This is a genomic window from Enterococcus sp. DIV1420a (assembly GCF_051712165.1).
GTDB classification, from domain to species: Bacteria; Bacillota; Bacilli; order Lactobacillales; family Enterococcaceae; genus Enterococcus; species Enterococcus faecalis.
The window spans coordinates 950,960-977,786 of sequence record NZ_JBIOOI010000002.1 but is presented as its reverse complement, the minus strand read 5'-3'; the positions used below and the strand labels follow the sequence as shown (position 1 = coordinate 977,786).

The 26,827-nt window shown below is 36.4% G+C and carries 27 protein-coding genes; 8 read left to right on the top strand and 19 right to left on the bottom strand.

Going from position 1 to position 26,827, the window contains the following annotated elements:
- The first annotated feature begins 104 nt into the window (after positions 1–104).
- Entirely contained in the window at positions 105–1,613 is a 1,509-nt protein-coding gene (locus IGI80_RS16030; protein WP_002357145.1) for a helix-turn-helix domain-containing protein, read from the top strand.
- A 316-nt stretch (positions 1,614–1,929) separates the two neighbouring features.
- Here IGI80_RS16030 and IGI80_RS16025 read toward each other — a convergent pair whose 3' ends face one another.
- The 7 genes from IGI80_RS16025 to IGI80_RS15995 all read right to left on the bottom strand — a co-directional run bounded on the left by IGI80_RS16025 (position 1,930) and on the right by IGI80_RS15995 (position 10,729).
- The gene (locus IGI80_RS16025) at positions 1,930–2,775 is read right to left on the bottom strand and encodes a hypothetical protein (RefSeq protein WP_010708798.1); all 846 of its coding nucleotides are present in this window, start codon (positions 2,773–2,775) and stop codon (positions 1,930–1,932) included.
- Positions 2,768–3,295: a 5-bromo-4-chloroindolyl phosphate hydrolysis family protein gene (locus IGI80_RS16020; RefSeq protein WP_002390303.1), complete on the bottom strand. Its 528-nt coding sequence runs from the start codon at positions 3,293–3,295 to the stop codon at positions 2,768–2,770. Before IGI80_RS16020 ends, IGI80_RS16025 begins: the two co-directional genes overlap by 8 nt.
- A gap of 284 nt (positions 3,296–3,579) precedes the next feature.
- The gene (locus IGI80_RS16015; RefSeq protein ID WP_002357140.1) at positions 3,580–4,299 is read right to left on the bottom strand and encodes an MIP/aquaporin family protein; all 720 of its coding nucleotides are present in this window, start codon (positions 4,297–4,299) and stop codon (positions 3,580–3,582) included.
- 7 nt (positions 4,300–4,306) lie between these two features.
- Positions 4,307–6,136, bottom strand: coding sequence for a type 1 glycerol-3-phosphate oxidase (gene glpO / locus IGI80_RS16010; protein ID WP_002370986.1), 1,830 nt, complete (start codon positions 6,134–6,136; stop codon positions 4,307–4,309).
- Between the two features lie 20 nt (positions 6,137–6,156).
- Positions 6,157–7,662 (bottom strand): glycerol kinase GlpK, encoded by a 1,506-nt coding sequence (glpK, locus tag IGI80_RS16005; RefSeq protein ID WP_002357138.1) that lies wholly within the window; start codon positions 7,660–7,662, stop codon positions 6,157–6,159.
- A gap of 276 nt (positions 7,663–7,938) precedes the next feature.
- Positions 7,939–9,405: a helix-turn-helix domain-containing protein gene (locus tag IGI80_RS16000; protein WP_174121263.1), complete on the bottom strand. Its 1,467-nt coding sequence runs from the start codon at positions 9,403–9,405 to the stop codon at positions 7,939–7,941.
- A complete protein-coding gene (locus IGI80_RS15995; RefSeq protein ID WP_231432764.1) occupies positions 9,395–10,729 on the bottom strand; it encodes an FAD-dependent oxidoreductase in 1,335 nt (444 codons plus the stop codon). The genes IGI80_RS16000 and IGI80_RS15995 overlap by 11 nt, the downstream gene beginning before the upstream one ends.
- 179 nt (positions 10,730–10,908) lie before the next feature.
- On the opposite strand from IGI80_RS15995, the gene IGI80_RS15990 reads away from it, so the two are divergent.
- A complete protein-coding gene (locus tag IGI80_RS15990; RefSeq protein ID WP_002365807.1) occupies positions 10,909–11,265 on the top strand; it encodes a hypothetical protein in 357 nt (118 codons plus the stop codon).
- Positions 11,266–11,298: 33 nt separating this feature from the next.
- Positions 11,299–11,460 carry a hypothetical protein gene (locus IGI80_RS15985; protein ID WP_002357133.1) on the top strand — a complete coding sequence of 54 codons (162 nt, stop codon included), beginning with the start codon at positions 11,299–11,301 and terminating at the stop codon, positions 11,458–11,460.
- 241 nt (positions 11,461–11,701) lie between these two features.
- Here IGI80_RS15985 and IGI80_RS15980 read toward each other — a convergent pair whose 3' ends face one another.
- The 4 genes from IGI80_RS15980 to IGI80_RS15965 all read right to left on the bottom strand — a co-directional run bounded on the left by IGI80_RS15980 (position 11,702) and on the right by IGI80_RS15965 (position 16,491).
- Positions 11,702–12,142 carry a hypothetical protein gene (locus IGI80_RS15980; protein ID WP_002385841.1) on the bottom strand — a complete coding sequence of 147 codons (441 nt, stop codon included), beginning with the start codon at positions 12,140–12,142 and terminating at the stop codon, positions 11,702–11,704.
- Between the two features lie 69 nt (positions 12,143–12,211).
- The gene (locus IGI80_RS15975) at positions 12,212–12,748 is read right to left on the bottom strand and encodes a GNAT family N-acetyltransferase (RefSeq protein WP_002364151.1); all 537 of its coding nucleotides are present in this window, start codon (positions 12,746–12,748) and stop codon (positions 12,212–12,214) included.
- A 69-nt stretch (positions 12,749–12,817) separates the two neighbouring features.
- Complete coding sequence (locus tag IGI80_RS15970) at positions 12,818–15,523, bottom strand: cation-translocating P-type ATPase (protein WP_002377094.1); 2,706 nt, start codon at positions 15,521–15,523, stop codon at positions 12,818–12,820.
- A 317-nt stretch (positions 15,524–15,840) separates the two neighbouring features.
- Entirely contained in the window at positions 15,841–16,491 is a 651-nt protein-coding gene (locus IGI80_RS15965) for a YczE/YyaS/YitT family protein (RefSeq protein ID WP_033626480.1), read from the bottom strand.
- Positions 16,492–16,579: 88 nt separating this feature from the next.
- Here IGI80_RS15965 and yeiL point away from each other — a divergent pair, with 88 nt between their 5' ends.
- The 3 genes from yeiL (at position 16,580) to IGI80_RS15950 (ending at position 19,003) form a co-directional block, all read left to right on the top strand.
- Positions 16,580–17,245 (top strand): transcriptional regulator YeiL, encoded by a 666-nt coding sequence (gene yeiL / locus IGI80_RS15960; protein ID WP_002362037.1) that lies wholly within the window; start codon positions 16,580–16,582, stop codon positions 17,243–17,245.
- A gap of 71 nt (positions 17,246–17,316) precedes the next feature.
- The gene (locus tag IGI80_RS15955) at positions 17,317–17,712 is read left to right on the top strand and encodes a DUF3224 domain-containing protein (RefSeq protein WP_002362038.1); all 396 of its coding nucleotides are present in this window, start codon (positions 17,317–17,319) and stop codon (positions 17,710–17,712) included.
- Positions 17,713–17,821: 109 nt separating this feature from the next.
- Positions 17,822–19,003: a multidrug effflux MFS transporter gene (locus IGI80_RS15950; RefSeq protein ID WP_002365813.1), complete on the top strand. Its 1,182-nt coding sequence runs from the start codon at positions 17,822–17,824 to the stop codon at positions 19,001–19,003.
- Between the two features lie 36 nt (positions 19,004–19,039).
- On the opposite strand, the gene IGI80_RS15945 is transcribed toward IGI80_RS15950, so the two are convergent.
- On the bottom strand, positions 19,040–20,875 hold the full coding sequence (locus IGI80_RS15945; protein ID WP_010819464.1) for an LTA synthase family protein: 1,836 nt from the start codon (positions 20,873–20,875) through the stop codon (positions 19,040–19,042).
- A 208-nt stretch (positions 20,876–21,083) separates the two neighbouring features.
- Between IGI80_RS15945 and IGI80_RS15940 the strand changes: the two genes are divergently transcribed.
- Entirely contained in the window at positions 21,084–21,233 is a 150-nt protein-coding gene (locus tag IGI80_RS15940) for a hypothetical protein (RefSeq protein ID WP_002357118.1), read from the top strand.
- Between the two features lie 150 nt (positions 21,234–21,383).
- Positions 21,384–21,734, top strand: a complete 351-nt coding sequence (locus IGI80_RS15935; RefSeq protein ID WP_002357112.1) for an iron chaperone — start codon at positions 21,384–21,386, stop codon at positions 21,732–21,734.
- Between the two features lie 10 nt (positions 21,735–21,744).
- Here the strand turns inward: IGI80_RS15935 and IGI80_RS15930 are convergent, their stop codons facing one another.
- The 7 genes from IGI80_RS15930 to IGI80_RS15900 form a co-directional block, all read right to left on the bottom strand.
- Positions 21,745–22,095, bottom strand: a complete 351-nt coding sequence (locus IGI80_RS15930) for a DUF2200 domain-containing protein (RefSeq protein ID WP_002360043.1) — start codon at positions 22,093–22,095, stop codon at positions 21,745–21,747.
- Between the two features lie 73 nt (positions 22,096–22,168).
- Positions 22,169–23,173, bottom strand: a complete 1,005-nt coding sequence (locus tag IGI80_RS15925) for an SIS domain-containing protein (protein ID WP_002357110.1) — start codon at positions 23,171–23,173, stop codon at positions 22,169–22,171.
- Positions 23,167–24,243, bottom strand: a complete 1,077-nt coding sequence (locus IGI80_RS15920; RefSeq protein WP_002381754.1) for an SIS domain-containing protein — start codon at positions 24,241–24,243, stop codon at positions 23,167–23,169. Before IGI80_RS15920 ends, IGI80_RS15925 begins: the two co-directional genes overlap by 7 nt.
- A 10-nt stretch (positions 24,244–24,253) precedes the next feature.
- The gene (locus IGI80_RS15915; protein ID WP_002384383.1) at positions 24,254–25,087 is read right to left on the bottom strand and encodes a PTS system mannose/fructose/sorbose family transporter subunit IID; all 834 of its coding nucleotides are present in this window, start codon (positions 25,085–25,087) and stop codon (positions 24,254–24,256) included.
- Complete coding sequence (locus tag IGI80_RS15910) at positions 25,068–25,859, bottom strand: PTS mannose/fructose/sorbose/N-acetylgalactosamine transporter subunit IIC (protein ID WP_002357107.1); 792 nt, start codon at positions 25,857–25,859, stop codon at positions 25,068–25,070. Before IGI80_RS15910 ends, IGI80_RS15915 begins: the two co-directional genes overlap by 20 nt.
- A gap of 15 nt (positions 25,860–25,874) precedes the next feature.
- The gene (locus IGI80_RS15905) at positions 25,875–26,345 is read right to left on the bottom strand and encodes a PTS sugar transporter subunit IIB (RefSeq protein ID WP_002357106.1); all 471 of its coding nucleotides are present in this window, start codon (positions 26,343–26,345) and stop codon (positions 25,875–25,877) included.
- An 11-nt stretch (positions 26,346–26,356) separates the two neighbouring features.
- Positions 26,357–26,776, bottom strand: a complete 420-nt coding sequence (locus tag IGI80_RS15900; protein ID WP_438724169.1) for a PTS sugar transporter subunit IIA — start codon at positions 26,774–26,776, stop codon at positions 26,357–26,359.
- Between the last annotated feature and the right edge of the window lie 51 nt (positions 26,777–26,827).

Genomic DNA, 26,827 nt, shown 5'->3' with positions numbered 1-26,827 from the left:
TGCTGAATATCTTGTTATTTTCTCATAAACCAATGAGAATTGTTCTTTTTTATTACAATTTATTAGGCGAACTATTATAATAAAAGAGAAGTTATTACTAAGGAGTGAGTCTCATCAAAACACAAGATGCCATAAAAACATTTTTACTTTCAAAGAAAACACAAAAAAAATTGGCTGTCTTTTTATACTTAGCAAAACAAACGAACCTTGATTTATCTAGTGTTGCCCGAAAATTCGATCTTTCTACTAAAAATTTATCAATTTATCTTCGTGAAATTCAAGAAGACTTAGCAACCCTTCCTGAAAATACCTTAGAGATTCAGATCCATCACGGAAAAATTTCATTACATACGACTTCCAATGATTTTCTTTCCCACTATTTTTTATTATTTAATTATTACTGTGTCCATTCTACTGACTTCATTCTTTTTCAAGCAATTATCAAAAAAGAAAACAATTCTGTCTGGAAAGTGAGTCAAGAAACTAATTTTAGCTCATCTTACATTTACAAACGGTTAAATAACATTAATAAACTATTTGGTTTGTATGGAATTTCCGTCCATTTTTCCCCCTCGGCGAGTAAAGTGATTACAGGTTCTGAATTTCAAGTCCTATATGCTTTTCTTGATGTCTACTGGACCATCTTTTTAAATACCTTAGCCTTACCACGTTATACCTCTACTTATTTTGAAGATATACTGACGCAACATATTAAACCAGAAATTCTTGAACGCTTGGAACACGCTTCTCTACTAAAATTAAATTTACTTTTACACATCGCAAAATATCGCTTTCCATATACTTGTGAAGATGATCTCCAAAAAGAATTTGAAGAACATCCTTATTTAAGGCTTTTCTCAGACTCAAAACAAACTATTTTTTGTTCCCAATCAAATTTTTCAGAAGATCAACAGCGGGTTGTAGATATCATTGCACCCATTGCCATTGATAATTTTGATTCAGCAAAACGAGCCAAAGATTTACTGGCTGCTCTAAATGAAATTTCTTGCCCAGAATATTTCTACGTTGATTCTTTATTAACCAATTTTTGCGAAGTTTTTCAAATTCCAAAAATGCGTGAATTTGATCGTCATTACTTCTTACTTATTTTATTTAAAAATATTATCTATAACCAATTATTTATTTCACAGCAACCAAATACCGCAATTCTAGATTTTTTAGTCAATAAAAATAGTACTTATCAAAAAGATTTACAGAAAGAAATTTATGCTTTTTATCAAAATTTTTCAGCGCATTCCCCTTATCAGCTAAGATTTAAGGATCAGGAGAACCCAATTTGGACATGTGAATTGTTGTTACGAATTTATAAGCACTATAGTCCCCGCAAAAAAATTAAAATTGGTGTTGCATATTCTCGCGATTTTTACATTGCTAGCTTTATTATGATGAAAATCAAGCAAGCATTTAGTGAGGATATTATTTTTGAACGAACCGATTTTTCTAGTTGTGATATTGTGATTACTGACTATCCCTTATTTGATTTACCAAAAGAAATTGACCGAATTTACATTTTAGAAGAAGAATTAACCCGAGAAGATTGGGAACTAATTTTCAGTAAAATAAGTATCGCCATTTTTGATTTGCAATATTAAAACAAACACCACAAGCGCTAACTTGTCTCACCAACCATAATGAAAACAAGCGACCTACAAACCACTTCTGCCAGTTTTAGTCTGACAGAAAATAGTTTGTAGGTCGCTTGTATATTGCTGTTCTTTTCTACGTTACCTTCAAAGACAATCTAGTAAGTGGGTACACGTCGTACTTCAGTCCTTAAAGTGCTACGCTTCCACCGCTGATCAGTTTATAAGCCTGAGACAAAAATCCAAAGTGTTTTTTGTCTCAGGCTCTTACATTTTTTCAACAAAGATGTTACTAGGCGCTACTTGAAGCTGAAAACTATTTTCTCTATCGAGATTCCTCATCAGTAGACTCAAATTTAAAACTTTTTTCTATAAAAGCGACTTCTTTTGCGTATGTTTTTACAAAAGAAGAATAGTCTTTGGGATCTTTGACCTTTTCCAATTGGTCAACAGAGACTTCTAATTCAAATCCTGTCCCATCTTTAAAGAGATAATATTTTGAGATGTCTGTATATCCTTGATTCCGTTTTAAAATATAGCCGGTTTGTACATCAGCAATTTTATCAATTGGGTATGCTTTGATAAACTCTTTACTTGTATCCAAATAATCAGAAAGACTGTTGACAAGATTGCCAGAAAGGTACATACCTGCCGATGTATAATAGTCTCTTTTTTCATAAAAACTGATATTGCCTAGATATTTTGTATCTGGATACTCCTCTGTAGAAGGTAAAATTAAAAAGTTCTTTCCGCCACTGGTTTCAATATCGGCATCGCCGATAATTTCTATTTGATAGCCTTGATTAAATAAAAGTTTATTTTCTTCTATTGTGACTTTTAGTGGTTTTTCTAAATCAACAGGTCCAGTTGTGGTAAGTCCAGCTTCTTTTAAAGGATAAACATCTTCTGATGAAGCGGAGTAATCCCAATAATCATCTTTCTCCGCAAGATCAATATATACTATAAAGCCAATTGCTACAGCAATGCCTATCCAAATAATTTTTTTGTTCTTTTTTTGTTTTTTCTTTTTTTTCGTCTGTGGTTTTACCACTTTTTTATTTGGGTTAGGAAGTTGCTTTACTGTGTCTGTTCTTGTGACAGGAAAAAACGACCATTTTGGCTTTTGAAAAAGCGCATCATATATATCATAAAAATTCTTTTGTTTAGCCATTTTTTCTCTCCACTAATTTTTTTGATAAGGCAATTTCCTCAGATGCTTCGGAGACTAATTTTTCGTAATCATCTGTGATACTTTCCGACAACACTCGTATGGTACTTAAGATACCATTGGTTGCAAGTGTTATTTCTTCTGTTGACAATTTATCTTCTTTAATGCTTAAAAACCGTTCTGATGCTCGTAAAATCTCTGGTACCTTATGATATAAAAAATCACTAAAATGAGTAATTGCTTCAGGATACTTCACTAAGTGTTTAAAGATGCCCTTAGCGGAAGCAACACCCAGTTCTACTTGTTCAATTTTTTTTAAATTTCGTGACTTATTCGTTAGTTCGTTTAAATAAATAATTTGTTTTTTTAATTCGTCCATAATTCTTTGGTACATCTCTAGGTCACTGTCCGTTAGATGGTGCGTCGTTTGATATTTTTTTAGATTTTTTTTATAACGGAAATACGTACGACCATTTCTATAAATAACCCAACCGATGTACCCAGCGCCCACTAACAAAACCATTATCCCATTCAAATCATGTACTCCTTTTTAAATTAGTATATATTACTGAACACATTGTCCAGCTTAAAATTGACAAATAAGTATGAAATGTTACTCCCCCACTTACTTGTGCACTTTTATTGTATCATATAGGAAAATTGTTCTGTTCCGCATTTAGACAAATTGTCTAAATGTCTAAGGAAATCTTTTTTGGTTTAATATGTAGCAAAAAAACACTTGCAAGAATTGATTACTTCTCACAAGCGTTTTTTATTGTCTAAAACAACTATTTACATTTCATTTTATTAAATAGTGAATAAATAAATTACTGCAGCTAATGAAGCACCTAAGATAGGTCCCACAATTGGCACCCAAGAATAAGCCCAATCGGAATCACCTTTTGTTTTCACAGGAATAATTTGATGCGCTAAACGAGGTCCTAAATCACGTGCAGGGTTAATTGCATAACCTGTAGGTCCGCCTAATGATAGACCTAGTCCTAAGACCAAAATCCCAACAAGCATTGGGTTAATGCCAGCCGCTAAGTCGTTTTGAGAAAAGGCTAGTAAGCCAAAAACCAAGACAAATGTGCCGATAATTTCTGTTAAAACATTGGCTGGATAGTTACGGACAGCTGGACCAGTGGCGAAGGTTCCTAAAATAGCACCTTTGTCTTCTGTAATGTTCCAATGGGGTAAATAAGCTAACCAGACAACTAAACCACCAATAAAACCGCCTAGGACTTGAGCTACGATATAAGGTAAAACCATGCCCCATTCAAAGTTTCCAGTAATTGCCATCGCAACTGTTACAGCAGGATTTAAATGCGCTGGACTCATATACCCAGACATGTAAACAGCTAATGTAACAGCAGCGCCCCAACCTAAAGCAATAACGACCCAACCAGAAGCAAAGGCTTTGCTTTTCTTCAAGTTAACTGCGGCACAGACGCCATCCCCTAGTAAAACTAAAATCATCGTTCCGAAAAATTCACCGAATAATTGTGTCATCATCGAAGTTCCCATTTTTTCTTCACCCTACTTTCAAATTTTTTAAATCTGATTCTTCAATTACTTTTTCTAATGTTTCAATGTGTCGTGCTCTTTCTTCCGCTGTCCACTGATAATGCTGTGCCATTTCTTCAATGACTCCCGCTTTCACTTGGTCCAAACGATCACGCATAAACAATAAGTGGTTGGTCCGTCGCAATAAAAAGTCGACGGGTGTTAAAGCCATTTCTTCTTCCATCGCATAGTTTAAAGAGACAGTTTCTGTTAAGGTTAAACCAGGAATTACTTTGGCATCATCAATCATTTCAAAAACAGTTGGTACGTTGGAGCCATATAAATGAGCTAAGTATAATGCATCCTTTTCACTTAACCCTTTAGACACGCCATGTTTTGCCAACGCTTCTAATTCTTCGTCTACCGTTGCAGGGTTCAATTTCCCGCCTGAAACTGGATAGTTTTTAGAATCTATTAAGGTGAATTCTTTCTGGTATTCTTCTGCTAAGATGGTTTGAATCATTTTCATCGCACCTTCTGCCATTTTACGATAATCTGTTAATTTCCCACCAGCCAAAGTGAGCAAGCCATCCGCTGATCTTTCCAATGAGCTGCCTCGAGAGACAGCTGAAGGATTGACTTTATTTTCCACCAAACTGTCTTCCAGATGGTTTAGGACTTCTTCAATTTCTCGTTTATCTGTTTGGTTTTTTTGGTATCTGTCAACGACATCAATGACTTCATCAATACTTTTATCTGAAAGTTTGCCATTGTTTCCCCCGTTATAATCTGAGCCACCGTTAGCAGAAATTAAAGGTCGTAAGCCAGCCCAGCTGGCTTCAATATCATCAATTGTCAATTGTACCTCTGGATAACGATTATTGACTACTTCCAATAGGTAATCCACATCACTTTGTTCTACTGTTGGATGTTGAAAGTCTCCATGGTAATCTGTATCCGTCGTCCCAAAATATGTTTTTTCTTCTCTTGGAACAACGAAGACCATGCGGCCATCTTGTTTACCTGTATCAAAATACGTTGGTTGAGGAACATTTAAACGGCTTTTGTCGACAACTAAATGAACCCCTTTGGTTGGACGCATTTGTGGTGTAAATGAATCATTTTTGTCTAAGCCTCTTAATTTATCTGACCAAGGACCAGTAGTATTAATCACAACATCTGCGTGAATCTCAAACTTTTCGTCAGTTAGTAGGTCCTTTGCTTGAATGCCAGTAATTTTCCCTTCATCATTGTATAAAAAGCCCACCGCTTGAACCCGACTCACAGCATGCGCCCCGTCAGCTACTGCTTGTTTAATATTCTCAATAACTAAACGAGCATCATTATTTCGGTAATCTAAATAAACACCGCCACCTTGTAGACCTTCACTTTTTAGTTGTGGCTCACGTGCCAAAACCTCGTCTTTTGTTAACAGATAGTTGGCGTACTTGGTACCTGTTACATCAGCTAACTGATCATATAAATCCATTGCTATTTTGACAGAAAATAGATTAAATGTTGCATTTGGCTCATCATAAATCGGCAGTAACATGGGATCCGCTTTAGGGATGTGTGGCGCAATGGATTGAACGACGGCTCGTTCTTTCACTGTATCTGCTACCACCTCCACGTCAAACGTTTTCAAATAGCGGATACCACCATGAACTAATTTGGTTGATCGTGAAGAGGTGCCCTCTGCGAAATCCTGCATTTCAATTAACCCTGTCTTCATTTTAGCGGCACTGGCTTGCAGAGCAACGCCTGCGCCAGTAATGCCACCACCAATAATTAAGACATCTAAGTGTTGTGTTTTTAAAGCGTCGATTGATTGTCGGCGTGTTTCTATTGAGAAAGTCATAGAAAATTCCCCTTTTCCATTTACTTATTTTTACGTTTGAATTGTTGGGTAGCTGCTACTGCTTGTTGCCAACCTTCATATAAATCTTCTCGTTCTTCTTCCGCCATAATTGGTTCAAATTGTTGTCCTTCTTCTTGGAATGCTTTGATTTCTTCTAAGTCTTTCCAGAAGCCAACCGCTAAGCCCGCCAAGAAAGCTGCGCCTAAGGCCGTTGTTTCTAAGTTATGGGCTCTTTGAACAGCAGTGTTTAAAATATCTGCTTGGAATTGCATCAAGAAATCATTGTTTGCTGCTCCACCGTCTACTTTTAAGACGGGAATATCTATGCCTGTATCTTCTTTCATCGTGTCAATAATGTCACGAACTTGATACGCAACTGCTTGAAGTGTCGCTTTGACAAAATCTTCTCTCGTGGTACCACGTGTCAATCCAAAGACAGCCCCACGCGCTTGTGAATCCCAATATGGTGCGCCCAAACCAGTGAATGCCGGAACCACATAAACTTCATTGTGTCCTGTTGACGCTTTGGCTACTGCTTCAGATTCAGCAGCCGTTTGCAACATTTTTAAGCCATCTCGTAACCATTGAATCGCTGAACCAGCCACGAAGATACTTCCTTCCAAGGCATAATATACTTTGCCGTTAATGCCATAGCCAATAGTGGTAAGCAGATTATTTTTAGAAAGTTGAGGTTCTTCGCCAGTGTTCATGACAATAAATGAGCCTGTTCCATAGGTATTTTTAACCATCCCAGGTTCAAAGGCCATTTGACCAAATAAGGCGGCTTGTTGGTCACCAGCCATCCCAGCGATAGGAACTTCACTTCCGTAAAAATGGTAATTTTTTGTTAGTCCATACACTTCAGAGTTCGAAACGACTTTCGGTAACATCACTCGTGGGATATTTAAAAGATCCAAAATTTCTTGATCCCAATCTAAATCATGGATATTAAACAACATCGTCCGACTTGCATTTGAATAATCAGTGACATGAGTATCTCCCGTTAATTTCCAAACGAGCCAAGTGTCAATTGTTCCAAACATCAATTCTCCATTTTCTGCACGTTCTTGCGCACCTTCTACGTGATCTAAGATCCAACGAACCTTCGTTGCTGAGAAATAAGCATCAATGATTAACCCAGTTTTTTCATGAATCATTTCGCTGTAGCCATCTTCTTTTAGTTGATCAGCAATAGGTGTCGTTTGGCGTGATTGCCAAACAATTGCGTTATAAATGGGTAACCCAGTTGCTTTGTCCCAAACAACGGTTGTTTCCCGTTGGTTTGTAATCCCAATTCCGGCAATATCCGTTGGTTTCACTCCTGACTCAATTAAAGAACCTGCAATAACGGATTGAACAGAATTCCAAATTTCATTGGCATTATGTTCCACCCAGCCTGCATTAGGAAAATATTGAGTAAATTCCTTTTGTGAACTACCAATTTTGTTTCCTTTTTTATCAAAAATAATTGCACGAGAACTAGTCGTTCCTTGATCAATCGCCATAATATATTTTTCTTCTGCCATGATAATTCCTCCTAAACGTTTTTGAAATCGTTTTCTTTATGTCCCTATCTTACAAACAAAAGACTAACTAAACATGTCAAAAACTTTTTTTATTTTAAAAAAATTGAAAGGATTTCTACTAAAACCAACAAAGACAACGCTTTCAATAATACTTTTATTATCTCTAATTTTTCAATAAAAAGAAACATTTTTGTTTAAAAAAGCCTAATTTTCGACTTTTAGTTGTAAAAAGGCTGGTGCGAGGATCAGACAATTTCCGTCACACCAACCTTTTGTTTATTTCTCCCGCAAGGTGCGTATTTTCCTTTTTAATTGTTGCACATCATAGGTCGAACTTAATTCTGACAAAACATAGACTTCCGGTGTTCCTTGATAGCTCGTTTGCTGATAATTGGTCACAATTAAATCATATGTTTGTTCAGGCTGATACCTCTCCACCAGCGTGCCATTCATATTTTTAAGACTGAGCATTAATACTTGTGTTAACGCCGCTTGATAAAGAGCATCCATTGCTAAATGAATTCCAATTTTTATTTCACCAATCATTTTAAATTCAATTAATGCCAACACGCTTAAATATTTGACCAGAGAAAGTTCATGCAAACTATCTCCTGGTTGATACGTTTCATCAAAACAAGCTAAAGCTTTTTCTAATAACGTTGTTGAAAAAGAAGCTAATTCCCGACTAGATAATTGCTGTTCTTTTTCCCAGATATGGGCCCGATCAAAGACTTCCAATTCTCCTTTAAAAAAATACAGTTTTCCATGAATTTGTGAAAAATAGTAAGCCATGGTTTTCTCAAGAGTAGGTTCAAATTTATGGGGCCGATAATACAAGACCACATTTTCCAAGATAAACGTATCAGCTAAAGAAACAGCGGAACGACGTCCCCGAATTAAGGAATATTCATCAAAAGCTGATTCTGGTAAGACCGACATTGTGATTAGAAAAACAAAATGAATCATGCTTTCTCCTTCGTCTAATTCTAATGAATAGCGACTAGAAAAACGGAAAAACAATTGTCGAACTTGCTTAAATAACGGATCTTCTTTAAAATCAATCATTTTCTTTCTCAATTGTTGATATTTTTTTGAAGTGACCGCTAGGCGCTTTTTCGTAATACTCAACCAAAGGCTAACTTTTAGCGCATTATGTTCATTAAAAGTAAAACCTAAGCCAGTCTCAATCCCTTCAATTATGCGTTTATTTAACGGCGACATCGTTTTTTTCTGGTGTATTTCATAGGGAGTAATATACCAATACAACTGAAAGTAAAAGTAACGAATCTGCAATTCTTCTCCCTGTAGTTGTCCATTTTTTATTTGCAAATCAAAGGCGGCTAACAATTGATTGAGTTCTTTAATTTTTCGAAATAAAGAAGACTCACTAATCATAAATTTAGTCGTTAATTGAACAATAGAAAACTCTTTATTACGATATAAATAATCTAAAAGTTGAAATTTAAGAGACTCTTTTACAAATGCTTCAATTAAATGATTCAACGAAAAAAAATCCGATAAGGTGATTGATAGCTGCTGGCCATCATAAGTAAGCTGACAGTCCTGTCCAAAAGGTTTCAAAAAATAATGTAAATCCTCTAAGTCTTTTTCAAAGGAGGCTTTTGTGACCGCTAAAAATGCTGTTAAATCAGAGACTGAGCAGGTACCGCCTGCTAAGATGGTTTGTTGCACCGTTAATAATTGTCGCATCGCTTTCTTTTCCAATAACGTCTCAACTTTCATCGTTCTCTCTCCAATAAGCCGAAGCACCCATCAAATTTGTAATATCATAAATATTGGTTAAGGAAGGTTGATAAAAATAATCTTTTTGTAATAGGTCTGTCAGTGTCTGACCTGTTTGGATACTTAATGCTAACGTATTTATTTTTTCTAAACAATTGTTTTTTGAACAAAGCTGTGCACCAAGGACCCGTTGCGTCACTTTATCATAGATTAATTTGCCTAAAATTTCTGTCCCATGTTGTAGAGGCGGCGCTGGCTGTCTAACAATTATGGAAGCAAGTGTTTGCGGAAAAAATAAACCTTCCGTTTCGGTTAGACCTGTACTAGCAAGGTAATAGTCCCCCACTTTTGTTCCCATTGTTCGCAAAGAGCCAATGAATCGGTGTGTTTTTTCTTCTAAATTGTTGGCGACTACTAAGCCAGTTCGTACCGCATTGTTCACTAACGGAGCATAAAAAGTTTCCGCGACTGGTTCATTCATAACTGAAATGCAATCTCCGATGGCAAAAACATTCGGCACTGAAGTTTGTAAATAAGAATCCACCGCGATTGTCTGATCCAGATTCCGTTGAATTTTTTTATCCAAATAGGCTAATTGAGGATGTAAGTTTAAAGCAAAAATCCCACTGTCACAAGAAATTTTCTGTTCGCTTGTTTCAAGAACAATACCATTTTCTGTTTCTTCAATTCCTAGGACCGTTTCTTCAAAATGGAAAATTACTGCTTGTTTTTCCAAAGATTTTTGAACTTCTGCAACCATTTCTTTATCAAAATATTTAGGCAATAGATTTTCCAAGCTTTCAAAGACATGGACCGTTTTCTTCATTTTCACAAGAAAATCAATAGCTTCCATTCCAATGGGTCCTGCACCAATGACGGCTACTGTCTGGCTATTTTCCAGTAATGGAACAGCCGCTAAAGCACCTGATAAAAATTTATATTTGAGTAGTTTTTCTGTTTGACTACCACGAATTTGCGTGGAAAACTGGCTCGCGCCTGTCGCTAAAATCAATTTATCATAAGAATACCACTGTTGCTCTTCCTTTCGTGTCCAAGCAATCAATTGGTTCTCAACATCCATTGCCACAACTTCTCTATTTAAAAGCAACTGAATCTTTTGACGACGTAATTCCTCTTCCGTTATGTAACGTGCTTCGTGTAATTCATTGATGGTATGATTAAAATACGCACTTAAGCCACCAGATAAATACCCCACTGTTGCTTGTTTATCAATTAAAGAAATTTCTGCTTGGGGATATTTTTTCCTTGAAGCAATTGCTGCGGAAATACCTGCGAATGATGCACCAATAATCACAATTTTCATTTGTTTCCTCCTCTGTCAGGACCTACTATACTTCTCTCAGTTTATCATGATTAAAAAGAATGCTAAAGCAACAACTATAGTTTTCACTTAAAATAATTATTTTTGCTGAGCGCATTGCTTTTCAAGCACTTTCATTTTCATTTATAATAAATGTTACTACTGTTTGAGGAGGAGTTTTCATGTCTGCAACAAAAGAGCAATTGGAACTATTTTTATTTTATTTATCTGAAACCCATACAAAAAGTTTATCTTTACATGACTTAGTTACAAGTCGACCACGCCCAGAAGAAGCGCGTATTTTATTAAATATTAACGAGGTTTTCACTTACTACCATAGCGCTCGTGTTCTCTACACAAGTGTTCCTGCTCTTGAAAACAACAAGTCTGAGCCTTTTTTCCAAGCCTTCGAAAATTTTTATTTTGAATTAAAACAACATTTTTTCAATGAAGAAGATGAAACCCATCAATTGAATGAACGTCTAGAGGAAATGAAAATTGCCTTTGAACAATTGACGGATGACTACAATGTTCTATAATAGAAGAGAACAATTCGTTGAGAAGGGGTCCTTATGAAGCAAGAAGAAGTGATTGAACGTTTAAAAGAAGAACTAAATTTGCCATTTTTTAATGGTACGCTAGAAGAAAAGAACTATTCTGAAGCAGATTATCAACAAATCAAGAAAGAGTTAATTCAATACTTTGATGATTATGTGCGAAATGTTGAAAATTAACAAGCTAAAACAACCTTTGATTTTAATAAAATCAAAGGTTGTTTTATTATTAAATAAAAAAAATAACAAAAAAACCACCGGCAGTTTTGCCGATGGAAAAGGAGTATTTACTCAATAAGAGTAAAATGAAAAATAAAAAGGTTGTTGTTGGTATGAATTAATAATACAATACACTTTCTCTTTTGTCCATAAAAAAGACATGAAAAAAATATTAAATTCGTTAGTTATTTTTATTAGTTTTTTATTTTTTCAAAAGAATGTTGCTCATCCGCGTAATGGCAAAGGTTAATTCATCCGTTGCTTGATCCTGCTTTTCCTCTGAAGCATTAAATAAATCTGCATCAATACCTGTTTCTGGATCTGTTGCTAAAATCATTTCATTGCATCCTGCTACATATTCTGTATAAGCATGTTGAAATTTTTTGTGAATGCCAAGTACTTGTGGCGTCGGTTTTAATGTTCCGACTTTTTTGAGCATTAATTCATATTTTTCAGTACCTTCTTTAAATTTTGCTTGAATTTCTGCAATTCGTTCGGCTGTTAAATCATTCACTTTATTCTTATCGATCGCTTGACGAACTTCTTCGTAATATGGATTCATGACTTCGCCAATGTCTTCTGTTGTTTTAACGATATCATTAATTGTTTGAACGTAAAATCCTAAATTTGGTCTCATAACCATCCCTCTTTTCCCTTTTCTCTTTCACTCCATTTTACACTTTTTCTATTCCATCTGACAAGTGGCACTTTTTCAGTCTTCATTCTTTTGATTTTTAACAGAGAAAACATAGTGAGGCATCGTTTTGCCACGGTATGTTTTAATGTATCGATCCCTAACAAGCATCTGGTTTCGAATAGCGACATTCATAGAGGCTAAGTTCGTATCACGAATCGTTGAAATAACTTCTGGAAAATTTAATACATCGAATGCGTACTGTTTTGCCGCTGCGGCAGCTTCAATCGCATACCCTTTGTGCCATTCTTTCACACATAAATGATAACCAATTTCTGGATAGCTCTTACCTTTTACTAATTGATTGGTGAGACCACACTCGCCGATGACTTCGCCTGTTCGCTTCTTCTCTAACGCCCATAAGCCGTAGCCGTATTCTTGATAGGACTGTAAGTTCCACTTTAGCCAGTTTGCAACCTCTTCATCAGAAAAAGCGTGTTCATAGGCATACATCACATTTTCATCTTGCAAAAATTTTTTCAATTCCACTTCATCTTCCGACTGCCATTCTCTGACAATAAGTCGTTGTGTTTCGAAAATAATTTTCCGTTTCAAGCCCTTTCACTCCTTACATAAAGAAAAATTGACTGGTTTAAGTACCAGCCAATTTTCTTTTCTTATTTATTAAGCACCTTTACCTGCTTTACGTTGGAAGAACTTCACAATTTCCACAATTGGGATGATAGCAAAAGAAGTACCTGCTACAATTGCCCATTGATATGCATCTAAATGTGTAACGCTGAATAAATCATTAAATCCTGGAATAACAATCGTTGCAGCTAATAGCAAGAACGAAACAAGAATCCCATAGTTAAATGATTTGTTGCGGAATAAGCCAACTTTGAAAATTGATTGATAAATCGACTTCACATTAAAGGCATGGAACAATTGAATTAATCCCAAAGTAGCGAAGGCCATGGTTAAAGCATCGCCGTGTTGTAAATCATACAACGCTTGCGCCGATAAGTTTGTGTTAGCTGCGGTATGTGCTGGGAACATAATTGACATTTTGTACACAATCAAAGTCAATGCCCCTTGCGTAATCCCTTGGTAAACAACACTGCTTAAAACACCGCCAGAGAAGAAGTTCGATTTTTTACCACGAGGTTCATGGCTCATCACATCACGTTCTGCTGGTTCCACACCTAACGCAATCGCTGGGAAAGTATCCGTTACTAAGTTAATCCACAATAAGTGAACAGGTAACAAGGTATCCCAATTGAGCATTGTTGCAATAAACAAGGTTAATACTTCCCCTAAGTTAGCTGAAAGTAAATATTGAATCGTTTTTTGGATATTTGAGAAAACTTTACGTCCTTCTTCTACTGCCACAATAATTGTTGAAAAGTTATCATCGGCAAGGACCATATCTGAAGCACCTTTTGATACTTCTGTTCCGGTAATTCCCATACCAATCCCGATGTCAGCAGCTTTTAAGGCTGGGGCATCATTTACGCCATCACCAGTCATAGCAACCACTTTTCCTTCTTGTTGCCACGCTTTAACAATCCGAACCTTGTGTTCTGGTGAAACACGAGCATAGACAGAGTAGTGTCCCACGACTTGTGCGAATTTTTCATCTGACAATTCATTTAATTCAGCGCCTGTAATGACTGCATCGTCGTCACCTTCTTTGATGATGCCTAAACGTGCCGCAATTGCTTCTGCTGTATCACGGTGGTCACCCGTAATCATAATTGGACGAATACCCGCTTCTTTCGCGACTTTTACAGCATCTGCAGCTTCTTTTCTTTCTGGGTCAATCATACCGACTAAACCAGCAAATGTTAAATCTTTTTCCACAAGTTCAGAACTCATTTCGGCTGGAATCGTCTCAACATATTTATAAGCCATTCCTAAAACACGTAGGGCTTGTTTCGCTAATGAGGTGTTTGTTTTCAAAATTTCTTGACGTTTTGTTTCATCTAATGGACTTGTTTCTCCATTTGATAAGATTTCCGTACAACGTTTCAATAATTCATCTGGTGCACCTTTGACAGAAACTAGGAAGCCACCTGTTTTTAATTCATGAACAGTAGTCATTAATTTACGATCAGAGTCAAAAGGAATCTCTGCCACACGAGGTTCAGCTGCTACTTTTTCGGTTACGTTAAACGCATGATCTAAACCAAATTGTACTAAGGCAGTTTCTGTTGGGTCACCAATTAATGAACCATCTTGAGCGATTTTTGTATCATTCGTAAAGTTCATGATTTTTAAAGCCATATTATCAGCAGGGATTTCTGTGGAAGCAGATAAAACTTGACCATCTGTATACAACGCTTCAACGGTCATTTGATTTAAGGTTAACGTACCTGTTTTATCTGAACAGATAATGTCTGTACTTCCTAATGTTTCAACGGCTGGTAACTTACGGACAATCGCATTTTTCTTGGCCATTTTTTGGGTACCTAAAGCCAAAATAATTGTGACAATCGCTGGTAATCCTTCTGGAATTGCCGCTACAGCTAACGAAATTGACGTTAATAACATGTCAATCCATGAACGACCATTCATCATTCCTACCACAAACATCACCGCTGCAATGACTAAAATGGCAATTGTTAACATTTTACCCAATTGGTTTAAGTTTTGTTTTAAAGGCGTTTCCGTTTCTTGTTCGCTTGCTAGCATGCCAGCAATTTTACCGACTTCTGTATTCATTCCTGTGCCAACCACAACGCCAAGACCACGTCCATACGTCACATTACTATTGGAATAAGCCATATTGATTCGGTCACCGATACCAATATCGGTTCCCTCTAAGATGGTTACTTCTTTTTCAACTGGAACAGATTCACCGGTTAACGCTGCTTCTTCAATTTTTAAGCTATTCGCTTCCAATAAACGTAAATCGGCTGGAACGACATCCCCTGCTTCTAATAAAACAATGTCACCTGGCACTAATTCATCGCTTTTAACAGTAATGACGTGTCCATCACGGCGAACATTAGCATTTGGTGAAGACATTTCTTTTAATGCTTCAATGGCTTGTTCCGCTTTGGCTTCTTGGATGACCCCAAAGATGGCATTCAAGATAACAACCACTAAGATGATAATCGAGTCTACCACATCATGGGAAAAGACGGCTGAAATGACCGCTGCCGCTAATAAAACAATAATCATAAAATCTTTGAATTGCTCAAAGAATTTCACGGCAAGTGATTTTTTCTTCCCTTCATCTAGCACATTTTCCCCGTACGTTTCTAAACGCTTTTGAGCCTCCTGTGCACTTAATCCATCAGTTGTTGTGTTCATTTTCTCCAAAACAACTGTGTCGTCTTGTGCGTAAAACGCTTCAGACAATTGTGTTTTCTTTTCTTCTGACATGTTCTTCCTCCTCTATTTTTTGCAGCATCCTTCAAGTACTATTTTACATTTCATCAAAAATAAATGAAAAAAAATAGACTTGTGTATGCTACTTCGTCGAACATACATAAGTCTCACCGTTTAAGACAACACCAGAAATTGCTTTCGGAGTTGGTGATGTTGTCACAGCATAAATACTGTCAGTTACTCCCTCATGAAAAAACTATTTAACATTGATTGGAGAACCAATGTTATGAATAATTACTTAATTAGTATACCGTTTTCCACTCTTTTTTTCAAATAAAAGTTCTGCTCATTTGAAAAAAACTGAAATCCTTTCATTCGGATTCCAGTTTCTTGATTTGTATTCGTAAAATACGTTGTTGCCCCCGCTTTCGCGACCAACTAATAACCCAAGAAAGTAAGAAAAGACTAATCACGGTTCCTTCACGAACAAAAATCGGCAAATGATAACTAATGGACAATCCTAGTGCCAAACTGACACAAAAAATATCAACTAAATAACGATAAAACTGAAAATTATAGCGCGTTCTTTCAGAAATAAGTGTACAAAATTTTTCAATAGGAAATTGCAAAACACCTAGCGCAACTACCTGTCCTGTCCCGATTCCTGCTATGATTGTCCCTAAAATAAATAGAACAATTTTAACCAAATAATTTTGAAAAACAAGCGAACCAAATAATTGATATAAGAAAAAATTAATGACAAAACCAAAGCCAATTAACGCCACCAAAATAATCAAATAGTCCTGAATTTTACGCTGCTGATCTAACAACCAACACGTGCCTAAAAAAGCGAAATTGATAGCTGTGGTAACCGTCCCGACTTTTAAATGAGTAAGTGTTGCAAAGGTCACATTAAACGCATTAAAACTGCTAACCCCGATGCCTGCTTGAATTGTCAAACTGATGCCCAATGCACTAATTAAATAAAAAAGAAACGATAGTACAATTTTTTTCTTCCACATTATAAAAACTCCTCTACTCTTGATACGTCTATTATGTGCTACAATAGAAGAAACAAATAGGAGATATCTCCTATTATAAGGAGAAAAAATGCTTAAAACAGCCTACCAACGATCACCGAAACAAGAATTAGCTAAAAATACGCCTTTTTTTAATGAAACTGATTTAAAACACAGTTTTATTATCGATTTTGAAAATCAAGAATTCATTCATCACCAAGCAGAGCCATTAAATTATCTTTTTTATTTAATCAAAGGAAAAGCGAAAATTTTAAAAACAGAACGCAATGGCCGCCAATCCATTGTTCAGTTTTTAACGACAGGTGATTTAATTGGCGATTTAACATTAGTTCAAGCGGAAACGATAACCAAGGACGTTATCGCCTTAGGTGAAACCTGTTGTTTGGCTGTACCTTTAGCTTACGCAGAAACTGTTTTAAAAAACAAGGTACTTTTTATGCAGCAACTCAGCCATTATCTAGGGAAAAAAATGCTCCAACGGGTGGACCACTTTACAACGAATCAGACCTATGAACTAAGTTATCGGCTAGCGGAATTGCTATTGGTTGCCGCTAATCACGAAGATGTTTATAAAGAAAAACATACTGAGATTGCCGAATACTTAGGGGTTAGTTATCGCCATCTTATTTATACCTTCAAACAATTTCGAGAGCGCGGCTTTATTCAAAAACAAGGAACTGCTTATCACATCAACCGCTTAGCGTTACATTCTTTTGTGCAAAAAATGAAGAGTTAAAGTGGTGGATTGTTGACAAATAGTGCGCTTCCCGCTACCCTATTCTTATTAATAAGAAAGAAGGGACAGCAATGGAGCAAGCATCATTTACTGTATCTAGTTGGCAAGAACAACCGATTGACAATCTTAATGAAAATTTCCCAGTGAATCAAGCGAGCGCTACTTATCAATTGTCAGGCGCCTTATCTGGGACAGCTTCTGTGGAATACTTAATGACTTATCAAGGCTCTTCAATGGCAGATGGGCTTGAAGCTGTGGCTCAAGTGGTCGGTTTCCTACATTTCGAAGGAACTTATTTAGGAAAAAAAGGCACCTTTACTGCTTGCGAAAAAGGGACGTTTACACAGGGTCTTTTAGACTGCCCAGGTGAACTATTTCAAGCATCAGGTGAGCTTGCCGGTTTATCCGGTCGCTACACTTATGAATTTAGTCAAGAAGAAGCGCTTCTTCATTTAGACTTTGTATAATAAAAAATTTCAAGGAAAGTTGGTGACATTATTTTACTTATTTTAAATTTGGCGGTTGTAAAAGACAATGGGTGTTTTTGATTAGATTAAACTTTTAAGGAGAAAAATCATGAAAAACACCCGAAACACCGTCCCATCATTACTAATTATTATTTTGCTTGTGGGATTTCCACAAATCAGCGAGTCGATTTTCACACCCATTTTACCAGCGCTTAGTTCTGCTTTTAACATTCACGATAGCGTGGCACAATTAACCATGAGTATTTATTTTGTTGCCTTTGCCGTTGGCGTTTTATTCTGGGGAATTTTATCCGATACGATTGGACGTCGCCCAGCTATGTTATTAGGAATTTTATGCTATTTAATTGGAAATATTGGCCTTTTTTTGAGTCCGACATTTCCTTGGCTGTTATTCTTCCGTTTAATTCAAGCATTTGGTGCAAGCGTTGGTTCTGTCATTACCCAATCAATGATGCGGGAAAGCTTTAACGATCTTCAAAGAGGGAAAATTTTTGCTCAAACAAGCGCTGCCCTATCGCTATCTCCTGCCATCGGACCCTTAGTCGGCGGACTTGTTCAAACCTATTTTGGCTATCAGCATGTCTTTAGCACCTTAATTGTCATGGCTGTTCTATTACTTTTCTATAGTTTTTATCGTTTACCAGAAACCTTTCACTTAGGAAATACCTTAACGAAAGCGCCTTTTTGGTCCGTGGCGAAACGCCTTTCCTTCGACTCGAAAGTTTGGTGCTACGGCTTATTGATTGGTGGCATTAATGGTTTATTATTTAGCTACTATGCAGAAGCCCCGTTTATTTTCATCAATCACTTTGGCTTTAGCAGTGTCCAATATGGCTTTCTTGGTTTAGTTTTAGCTGTGTCTAGTATTCTTGCTGCGGTTCTTATCAATTGGTTGCTAGGATATTGGTCAGCGGAAAAAATTGCCTTTGCTGGTTTGCTGCTAAGTATCTTTGCGGCTTGCTGTTTATTAATAATGACACAATTTGAAACAATCATTGGTCTTATTTTGTTTATTTTTCTCTTTTTCTTAGGGATTAATATTACTTTGCCCAATGCCTTAAGTATGGCCTTAAAAGGCTATGAATCTGTAATTGGTACTGCCAGTGGGATTTTTAGTTTTGTCTATTACTTGTTTGTTAGTTTCTTTACCTATTTGATTAGTTACTTTCACAATGGTACCATTTGGGTCTTACCGCTTTACTTTTTAAGTTTTGCCTGCCTGTTAGCTTTCAGCTATTATGTCATTGTTTATCGTAAAACTTTAAAATAAAAATCAAAAAACACACGAATATTTCGTGTGTTTTTTTTAGCTAAAAAATTGATTTTCTAAACTATATTGCTTCCCTGAAACAATATCATATTGAATCAGTCGGTATTCCTCATATAGTTGTTCTTGCTTTTTATTCATTTCTACTGTTTTTTTCCATTCCCCACCGAGATAGTAATTCCCCTTTTCAAAAGCAGGCAATTGTTCTTGTACCTCATTTAGCATAGCGTAAAATCCCGATTGCGGTAAGCCGCTTTGTTGGAAAAGTGAGGGAGCAAAATAAACTGGACTAATGGTTGCTTGATGCTGATTTTTTTCTGTTAACTGATTCGCCGTATCATACATTAGAAATTCGGTCTGGTGAAGGGCTGCCCCTTCATTCAACGCTTGAATGTTTTCATCATAAATACTTGGTAAGTGATCTCCCCAAAAAACGACTAATGTGCGTTTGGGCATTTTTTCGATTTCTTGTAGGAAATTTTTCAAAGCTTCGCTACTGTAGGCAATATCTTGCAAGTAATTATTGAGCGCGACTTGATTGCCGTTTCCTTGAGAAAAATAATTGGACGTTGTGTATTTATTTTCATAGGGCATATGTGTTTGCATAGTAACTAAATGAATGAATTGCGGTTGCTCTTTTTCTTTAAGCAGTGTCGTCACTTCCTGATACGCTGCTTGATCTGAAATGTAAGGATTATTTTCTAGTTTATCCGTATAGTTCATTGTTTTTTCATTGATAAATTGATCAAAACCTAAAATTTTATACACATCTTTTCGTTTATACATAGATGTATTGTACGGATGAATAGCCGTTGTTTGGTACTTTTGTTCCTTAAGTAATGAAACAATGGAAGGCAATTCCGTCATCTTAGGAATCATCATTGTATAAGGTGTAGTCATTTGGGCATTCATTAATTCCATCGAAAAACTTGTTAGGGCTTCAAATTCAATATTCGCAGTTCCGCCCCCGTAGTTTTGTGAAAGCATCTGGCCACTGTAAGTTTTATCAGCGATTTGCTGATAATCAGCTAAAGGATTACCAATAATGGACAAACCTTTCAGATGATCTGGATTTGAAAAACTTTCACTCATGACAAACACAATATTTGGTTGCTCATTGCTCGGCACTGTTTTCGCCTCGGCCAACTTTTGATATTTCTGAGTAATTTCTGAAATAGCTTCTTTTGAATAACCCTTTGGTTGGTCCATAGCCTCTACTTTTAAATTATATAGAAAACCACCAATAAATCCTGTATTGTAGTAATTCATTTTTTGGCTGTAAGGAATCCATAACGCGGTTTTATTATAGGCTTTACGTAACAAATTTTGCGGATTGTTAAAATCACCAATATATGAAAATAGACCAATCGAAAGAACAAGACTTAACACACGAATCGTTTGTTTTTTCTTCGATAAAAAGAAACTTTTATAAAAGGCTTTTCCTAAGAAAAAAAGTGCTACACAACCTAACGCTACCACAAAAACAAACGGCCATAAACCAACCATTTCTTTTAATAAACTAACTTCTGTGATCATTTTTAAGTCGTCTGGGTAAATAGGTTCGACACGATAAAACATCTTTTGATAGTCCGCAAATCCTAAAACACCTATTATGACACTATATAAAAGAGCGCCAACTCCTAATGAGCCTGCCAAACTACATAAAAAAAGTAAAAAAACGCTTAGCACAAAACAACCTAAGAAAAACTTTTCCGTATGCCACGAAAAAGCAAACTTGAAGGCTAAATCAACAGACAAGTTATTCTGACACCATTGCAAATATAAATTACTAAAAATAATTAATAAGATGAACCCGATTCCATACAAAAGGTAGCGGTAAGGCCATCGTCTAAATTTCTCAACTCTCTTTTTCACATCGATCTCCTATTCAAAAACTAGTAATGTATTTATTTTATGCTTCTTGAAAAAGAATGTAAAGAAGTAGCTAGCAAAGAAGTCTAAGGAATGGTAAAGAAAAAATGTTATTTGTTGCAAAAATAATTTTCCAGTGGTATAGTAACAATGGAATTTCGTTATCAGTTATCGTCGCCTTTTTAGAGTACTTTATGAAAGGAGAATAACTATGACTTACAAAGTAAAAAACATTCAATACCGTATTCAATTAGACACAGACAAAAATATTTTCATTGTTTTTGATGCAAAAAATGAAAGTAAAACAGCAACTGGTCACACAATTGAAGAAGCAATTGCACACTTAAAACAATTAAACTAAGGAGTGACAAACATTTCCATGCAAGACCCTTTAGGTAGTTATTTAAGCTAAAAGCCGTTTAGTAAAGAAAAAATACTAGACGGTTTTTTTGTATCTTCTTCGCCTTTTATTTTTTACATAGTATACTGAAACAAACGGAGGTGTTTTTATATGACCATCATTGCAAACTATATTCGCCAGCAACCCCAACATCAAACACAGTTAACAGAAATCTACCAAGCAATTTTAGCGGTTGTTCCTCAGGAGACTACTGAAAAAATCGCTTATGGAATGCCGACCTTTTACTTAAATGGCAATTTAGTGCATTTTGCGGCGGCCAAGCAACATTTAGGTTTCTATCCTACGCCATCAGCCATCCAACGTTTCAGCAAAGAATTACGCCCTTTTAAAACCTCGAAAGGTGCCATTCAATTTCCCTACACGCAAGAGTTACCTCTTTCATTAATACAGGAAATAGTTAAATTCCGTGTACAAGAGAACATGAAAACAGGGTCTCATTGAGACCCTGTTTTCATGTTCTTAAAATTTTTTCCATCGCTTTTCCCTTGGCCAACTCGTCGATTAACTTATCTAGGTAACGGATTTTTTGCATTAAAGGATCTTCAATTTCTTCCACGCGATAGCCACAAATTACGCCTTTGATCAATTGGGCATTTTCATTAAAATTGGGTGCTTCTTCAAAAAATGTTTCCATCGTTACTTTTTGAGCCAATTGTTGTTGCAAGCCTTTTTCATCATAACCAGTTAACCAGTAAATAATTTCGTCAACCTCCGCTTGCGTTCGATTTTTACGTTCTGCTTTTTGGATGTATAGCGGGTAAACACTGGCAAAGGTCATTGTATAGATTTTCGGTTTTGTCATTGGTTTTCCTACTTTCTGAAGTATTCTCTCTTCAGTCTACCACAGGCTTGCTGGAAAAAGAGGCTATTTTGTCTTAGTAATCAAATTGACGATAATAACGACGAATCTCTAATGGGTGACAATTCAATTTTTCTACATGCGCATCAATGCGTTGCGTTACCGCATGCATTAGGAGAAATGAAATAACTCGGCCACGATATTTTTCACTAATTCCTGGAAGTTCATACGCTTTCGAATCAATAATTGTATAATTGGCACAGATTTTCGGCAATAATTTTGCTACTCGTTCTGCCAACGGTCGCTGCTCGTCTTCTCCAATAAACAACGTTACTGGCGTAGTTTCATCTACAATTTCTAGCGTTCCATGTAAGAACTCTGCTGCATGAATTGATTTTGAGCGAAGCCAACTTTGCTCTTCCCAATAGCACATTGCATAAGAATAGACCGCTCCCCATTGGTTCCCTGCGCCAATAAAATAGTGAATGCTATCATGACGATGTTTTTCCGCAAAAGCTAAGCCAAACGCATCGGCACTTTTTTCGGCTTCAGCTAAACCTGTAGGCAAATATTCTTCCAATTCTTGGTAATAATTTTCGTAATCTGTAAATTCGTTGTTTTTTTGCATTAAACGATCAGCTACCATAAAGAACTTGATTTGCTCAGTTCCTGGAGCTGGATAAGTCACCACATAATCACATAAATCTGCTAAAAGACTGTCTTTTGCATCGATAAAACCAAATAACGTTGCGCCGACCTTTTTGATTTCTTGAACGGCTTGCACCACTTCTTGTGTTGTCCCAGTAACGGAAGACAAGATGACGAATGATTTTTCTGTTAAACGTTTATTGCCTGTTGTGTAATACTCAGCAGCATGTTGAACATAGATTGGTAAATTACTTTTTCCATTCGCATAAGTAACTGCTTGCATGGCTGAAGCATAAGTACCGCCGATTCCTAAATAATAGACCGCATCAAATCCTTTCGTCCAAACTTGATCAACAACTTTTTCAACATCTGAACGCAAGGCTAAGGCACCTCGTATGTCTTTGATTTGTTGTTCTTCATTAAATTTTAACATGGCTGATTTCCCTCTTTCTTTGCTATTTTACTTTTTAGGACACAATCAAAATCATCAAAAATCCGTTGAGATAAATCAATTCCTTTACTTGTAGCTACTTGATACGCCAAGTATTGAAATGGAATAACTAACAATAAAGGACTAATTTTTTCTTCGACATCACTTGCTAACTCTAACGTATTTGATGCCCTCGTTGAACGCGTTGTAATTGTGTAACATTGGCCAACATAACTGGCTAGATAGTTTCTCAAGGCTTGACTACGTGCTTGAATAGGACTTTGATTTTCAATAAAAAACAAAAGATGTGTAGTATCCGCTTCAAGATAAGGCCCATGCATATAGGCTTCGACTTCAAATCCTTGGGAAGGTAAGCGAACTGTTTCTGTAAACTTCGTCTCAAACTCTTTTGCCGTACCAATATTAGGTCCATAACCAATTGCGATAAATCGTGTCCCCTCTGTTAATTCTTTTTTCGTTTTTTGCCAAAATTGTTCGGTTTTATAAATCACCGAATCGATTTCCTGAATTGCTTTGGCAAGTTTTGCTAATTCTTCTTCAACCTCTACTTTTGTTAATTGATGCTTTTGATAGCCCAGTTTCAAACCAAATAGAAATAAATTTAAAAGTGTTGCCGTATAGCCTTTTGTGACAAAACCAACTGTTTCAAGCCCCATTTTTAAATCCAGGACTTCATCCACAACCTCCGTAATCGGGCTGGTGACATCACTTGTCAAGGCCACTGTTTTTACAGACGTTTGGTTTTTAATTTTTGCAATGGCATCAATTGTTGAAGCACTTTTACCACTTTGCGAAACCGCTACGACCAGATCAAACCGATCATCCACTTTGCCATAATGAGCAAAATTGAACGGCTCTTGGATTTCTACATAAATAGGCGCCACTTCTTCAAGGTAAACTTTAGCCGCCTGACAAGCGTTATGTGACGAGCCAGTTGCTAAAATTAGACAGTGCGTGACCTTTGAAACGTCTGTATCAGTTAATTGAAATTGGTTAAGAATCTGAGTTAGAGCTGCTTGCTCCTCATTTATATAATCCAGCATCGTTTTCATATTTTGCCTCCTAAAATAGACCAATTAATGAGCCAAGAATTCCGACAATTGCCATGCCACCTAAAATCGCTAAAGGTTTTACTTCTTTTTTCAATAAATAAAAAACAAAACCAAAAGATGCAAGCGGTAATAATTTAGGCATGATATCGTCAAAGATACTTTGAACTGTGACTGCATTTTTGCCACTTCCGCTGATTGTAATCGGGATAGTTAAATCAATCATGGAGGCGGTCATAGCACCTACCACCATCAAGCCAATTATTGAAGCGCCTAATGTGAGACTTTCCATCATGCCATTTGCTTGAATCTTTTTGAGAAAACCAGTTCCTAATTTATAGCCCCAACGATTCAGTAAATAACGAACAATCACATGGGGGACGTTAAAAATGAGTAAAAATAGAATTGGCCCTAACACATTCCCTTGTAAAGCTAACGAAGTTCCAACACCTGTTGCAATCAAGCGTAAGGTTCCCCAGAAAAAGGAATCACCTAAACCAGCTAAAGGTCCCATTAACGAGGTTTTAATACTATCGATTGTTCCAACTTCAAAATTTTCGTCCAGAACATTTTCTTCTTCCATTGCAGCATTAATTCCTAAAATAAACGTCACGATATGCGGCGTAGTATTAAAGAAAGCAAGATGCCGTTTTAAAGCTGCCGCCATCTCTTCTTTTTGAGGATATAATTTCTTTAAAATAGGGATCATGGCATAGACATAAGCCATATTCATCTGACGTTCATAATTCCATGAAAATTCCATTTGAAATGAACGCCAAAAGACTTGATTAAGTTCTTTTTTTGTAATTAAGTTTTCTGTCTTAGTTTTAGAAGTCTTCGTCATCATCAATTACCTCCCCACTTGTTGTTTGTATTGTTTCATTCTTTCCTTTGGCATAATTCATGATATTCACAACAATTACTGCTGTAATGGCACCCAAAATTGCTACTCCTGTTACAGGTAACTTAAAGTAGGCCATTAAGACAAAGCCTAAAAAGAAATATGGCGCTACTTGTTTGTTAATCAGTAAGCGTGCAAGCATCGCAAATCCTAGCGCTGGAATAATTCCCGTTGCAACAGACAACCCATGTTGAATAAATTCAGGGATCAGATCAAGTAAGCCTTTAATGGTGTTGCTACCCACGGCAAATGAAATAGTTACAATGAGCGCTAGCATGAACGATAAGCCAAAGCCTGCAAGTAAATGCATGCGCTCCACCCCTTTATATGCTCCTTCTTCAGCATACTGATCAGCTTTTTGACTCATGATTGGGATGAGCAAACCCAAATAAATATTTTTAAGAATCAACGTTAACGTTGCGATTGGCAAGCCTAAGACTAAGGCTGTTTCTGTTCCTGCGCCAGCAGTAATAGCAAACGCTGTACCAAGAATCCCACCAGTCACTACATCAGGTGGGATTGATGCGCCCACTGAAAAAGAACCGATGAAAGCTAACTCTAAGGTCGCGCCCATGATTACGCCCGTTTTAACATCACCTAATACAATTCCGACAAATAAACCGGTTACAATTGGTCTTGAAAGCAACGAGGTACCTAAAGCATATTCCGACTGCGCAATAAAAGCGATGCAACCTAAAAGAATCGCTTGTCCTATCATTTGTATTTCTCCTTTCTACAAGACATTTAATGCTGCTACTTTTTTGTCATTTGGGACTTGTCGAATTTCAACTTCACAACCATTTGCGACCAATTCTTTAACCATTTTTTCTTCATCCGGTGTGATATTAATTGCTTTAGAAATGTTTCGAGTATTTTCCCTTACTTTCATCCCTCCTAAGTTAATTTCTTTTATTTCTGGATAAGCAGTAGCCAATCGATAAGCATCTTCCACACTTTCAACTACAATAAAAAGTTTGTATTTTTCTGTAACACCACTTTTTAGTGCGGCAATAGCATCTTCAATCGTTTTAATGACCAGTTTTACTCCTGCTGGTTTAGCTAGCTTAATGGTTGTTTTTCGAATATCATTTTTAGGTACGTCATCATTTGCGATTAAAATACAATCGGCGCCTAAGCCTTGGGTCCATGAAAAAGCCACTTGACCATGTAACAAGCGATGATCGACTCTTAACAATTTAATCATTTCATTTCCTCCTAAAATTCTTCTTCTAAAATTTCTTTACTAGATAACTCATTACAATAACAAAAACTTTCTTGTCCGTTTTCAACGGCACGTTTTACTAAATCAACTAATGAATCAACAGTATTTATTTGGGTATATATTTCAATTAACGTTGCTAAATTTAATCCTGAAATTAAATGCATTGCTTGTTTCCCCACATAATTAAAGAATTCGTTATTCACGCTTCCGCCAAATAGGTCTGTAATCACAATTAATTCATTTTGTTGATTGTTCTTTAAAATGTCTTTGACCGTCTTGGCTAAATCATAAGGTTGTTCCATATAAGCGCAAAGACATTCCACATTCTTTGTTTCACCACAAATTAAAGCTAATGATGTCTGAATCCCTGCAGCGAAATTACCATGTGTTGCCAGAATAATTTTACGTTCCATTTTCTTCACCTCACTTACTTCTTTACATAGCAAAAAGAGTGCCAAAAAAGT

Bases quoted from the DNA above. Each gene is read 5' to 3' on its own strand.
- IGI80_RS16025 (WP_010708798.1), bottom strand. From the start codon at position 2,775: ATGGCTAAACAAAAGAATTTTTATGATATATATGATGCGCTTTTTCAA.
- IGI80_RS16020 (WP_002390303.1), bottom strand. From the start codon at position 3,295: ATGGTTTTGTTAGTGGGCGCTGGGTACATCGGTTGGGTTATTTATAGA.
- IGI80_RS16015 (WP_002357140.1), bottom strand. From the start codon at position 4,299: ATGGGAACTTCGATGATGACACAATTATTCGGTGAATTTTTCGGAACG.
- glpO (WP_002370986.1), bottom strand. From the start codon at position 6,136: ATGACTTTCTCAATAGAAACACGCCGACAATCAATCGACGCTTTAAAA.
- glpK (WP_002357138.1), bottom strand. From the start codon at position 7,662: ATGGCAGAAGAAAAATATATTATGGCGATTGATCAAGGAACGACTAGT.
- IGI80_RS16000 (WP_174121263.1), bottom strand. From the start codon at position 9,405: ATGAAAGTTGAGACGTTATTGGAAAAGAAAGCGATGCGACAATTATTA.
- IGI80_RS15995 (WP_231432764.1), bottom strand. From the start codon at position 10,729: ATGAAAATTGTGATTATTGGTGCATCATTCGCAGGTATTTCCGCAGCA.
- IGI80_RS15990 (WP_002365807.1), top strand. From the start codon at position 10,909: ATGTCTGCAACAAAAGAGCAATTGGAACTATTTTTATTTTATTTATCT.
- IGI80_RS15985 (WP_002357133.1), top strand. From the start codon at position 11,299: ATGAAGCAAGAAGAAGTGATTGAACGTTTAAAAGAAGAACTAAATTTG.
- IGI80_RS15980 (WP_002385841.1), bottom strand. From the start codon at position 12,142: ATGGTTATGAGACCAAATTTAGGATTTTACGTTCAAACAATTAATGAT.
- IGI80_RS15970 (WP_002377094.1), bottom strand. From the start codon at position 15,523: ATGTCAGAAGAAAAGAAAACACAATTGTCTGAAGCGTTTTACGCACAA.
- IGI80_RS15965 (WP_033626480.1), bottom strand. From the start codon at position 16,491: ATGTGGAAGAAAAAAATTGTACTATCGTTTCTTTTTTATTTAATTAGT.
- yeiL (WP_002362037.1), top strand. From the start codon at position 16,580: ATGCTTAAAACAGCCTACCAACGATCACCGAAACAAGAATTAGCTAAA.
- IGI80_RS15955 (WP_002362038.1), top strand. From the start codon at position 17,317: ATGGAGCAAGCATCATTTACTGTATCTAGTTGGCAAGAACAACCGATT.
- IGI80_RS15950 (WP_002365813.1), top strand. From the start codon at position 17,822: ATGAAAAACACCCGAAACACCGTCCCATCATTACTAATTATTATTTTG.
- IGI80_RS15940 (WP_002357118.1), top strand. From the start codon at position 21,084: ATGACTTACAAAGTAAAAAACATTCAATACCGTATTCAATTAGACACA.
- IGI80_RS15935 (WP_002357112.1), top strand. From the start codon at position 21,384: ATGACCATCATTGCAAACTATATTCGCCAGCAACCCCAACATCAAACA.
- IGI80_RS15930 (WP_002360043.1), bottom strand. From the start codon at position 22,095: ATGACAAAACCGAAAATCTATACAATGACCTTTGCCAGTGTTTACCCG.
- IGI80_RS15925 (WP_002357110.1), bottom strand. From the start codon at position 23,173: ATGTTAAAATTTAATGAAGAACAACAAATCAAAGACATACGAGGTGCC.
- IGI80_RS15920 (WP_002381754.1), bottom strand. From the start codon at position 24,243: ATGAAAACGATGCTGGATTATATAAATGAGGAGCAAGCAGCTCTAACT.
- IGI80_RS15915 (WP_002384383.1), bottom strand. From the start codon at position 25,087: ATGATGACGAAGACTTCTAAAACTAAGACAGAAAACTTAATTACAAAA.
- IGI80_RS15910 (WP_002357107.1), bottom strand. From the start codon at position 25,859: ATGATAGGACAAGCGATTCTTTTAGGTTGCATCGCTTTTATTGCGCAG.
- IGI80_RS15905 (WP_002357106.1), bottom strand. From the start codon at position 26,345: ATGATTAAATTGTTAAGAGTCGATCATCGCTTGTTACATGGTCAAGTG.
- IGI80_RS15900 (WP_438724169.1), bottom strand. From the start codon at position 26,776: ATGGAACGTAAAATTATTCTGGCAACACATGGTAATTTCGCTGCAGGG.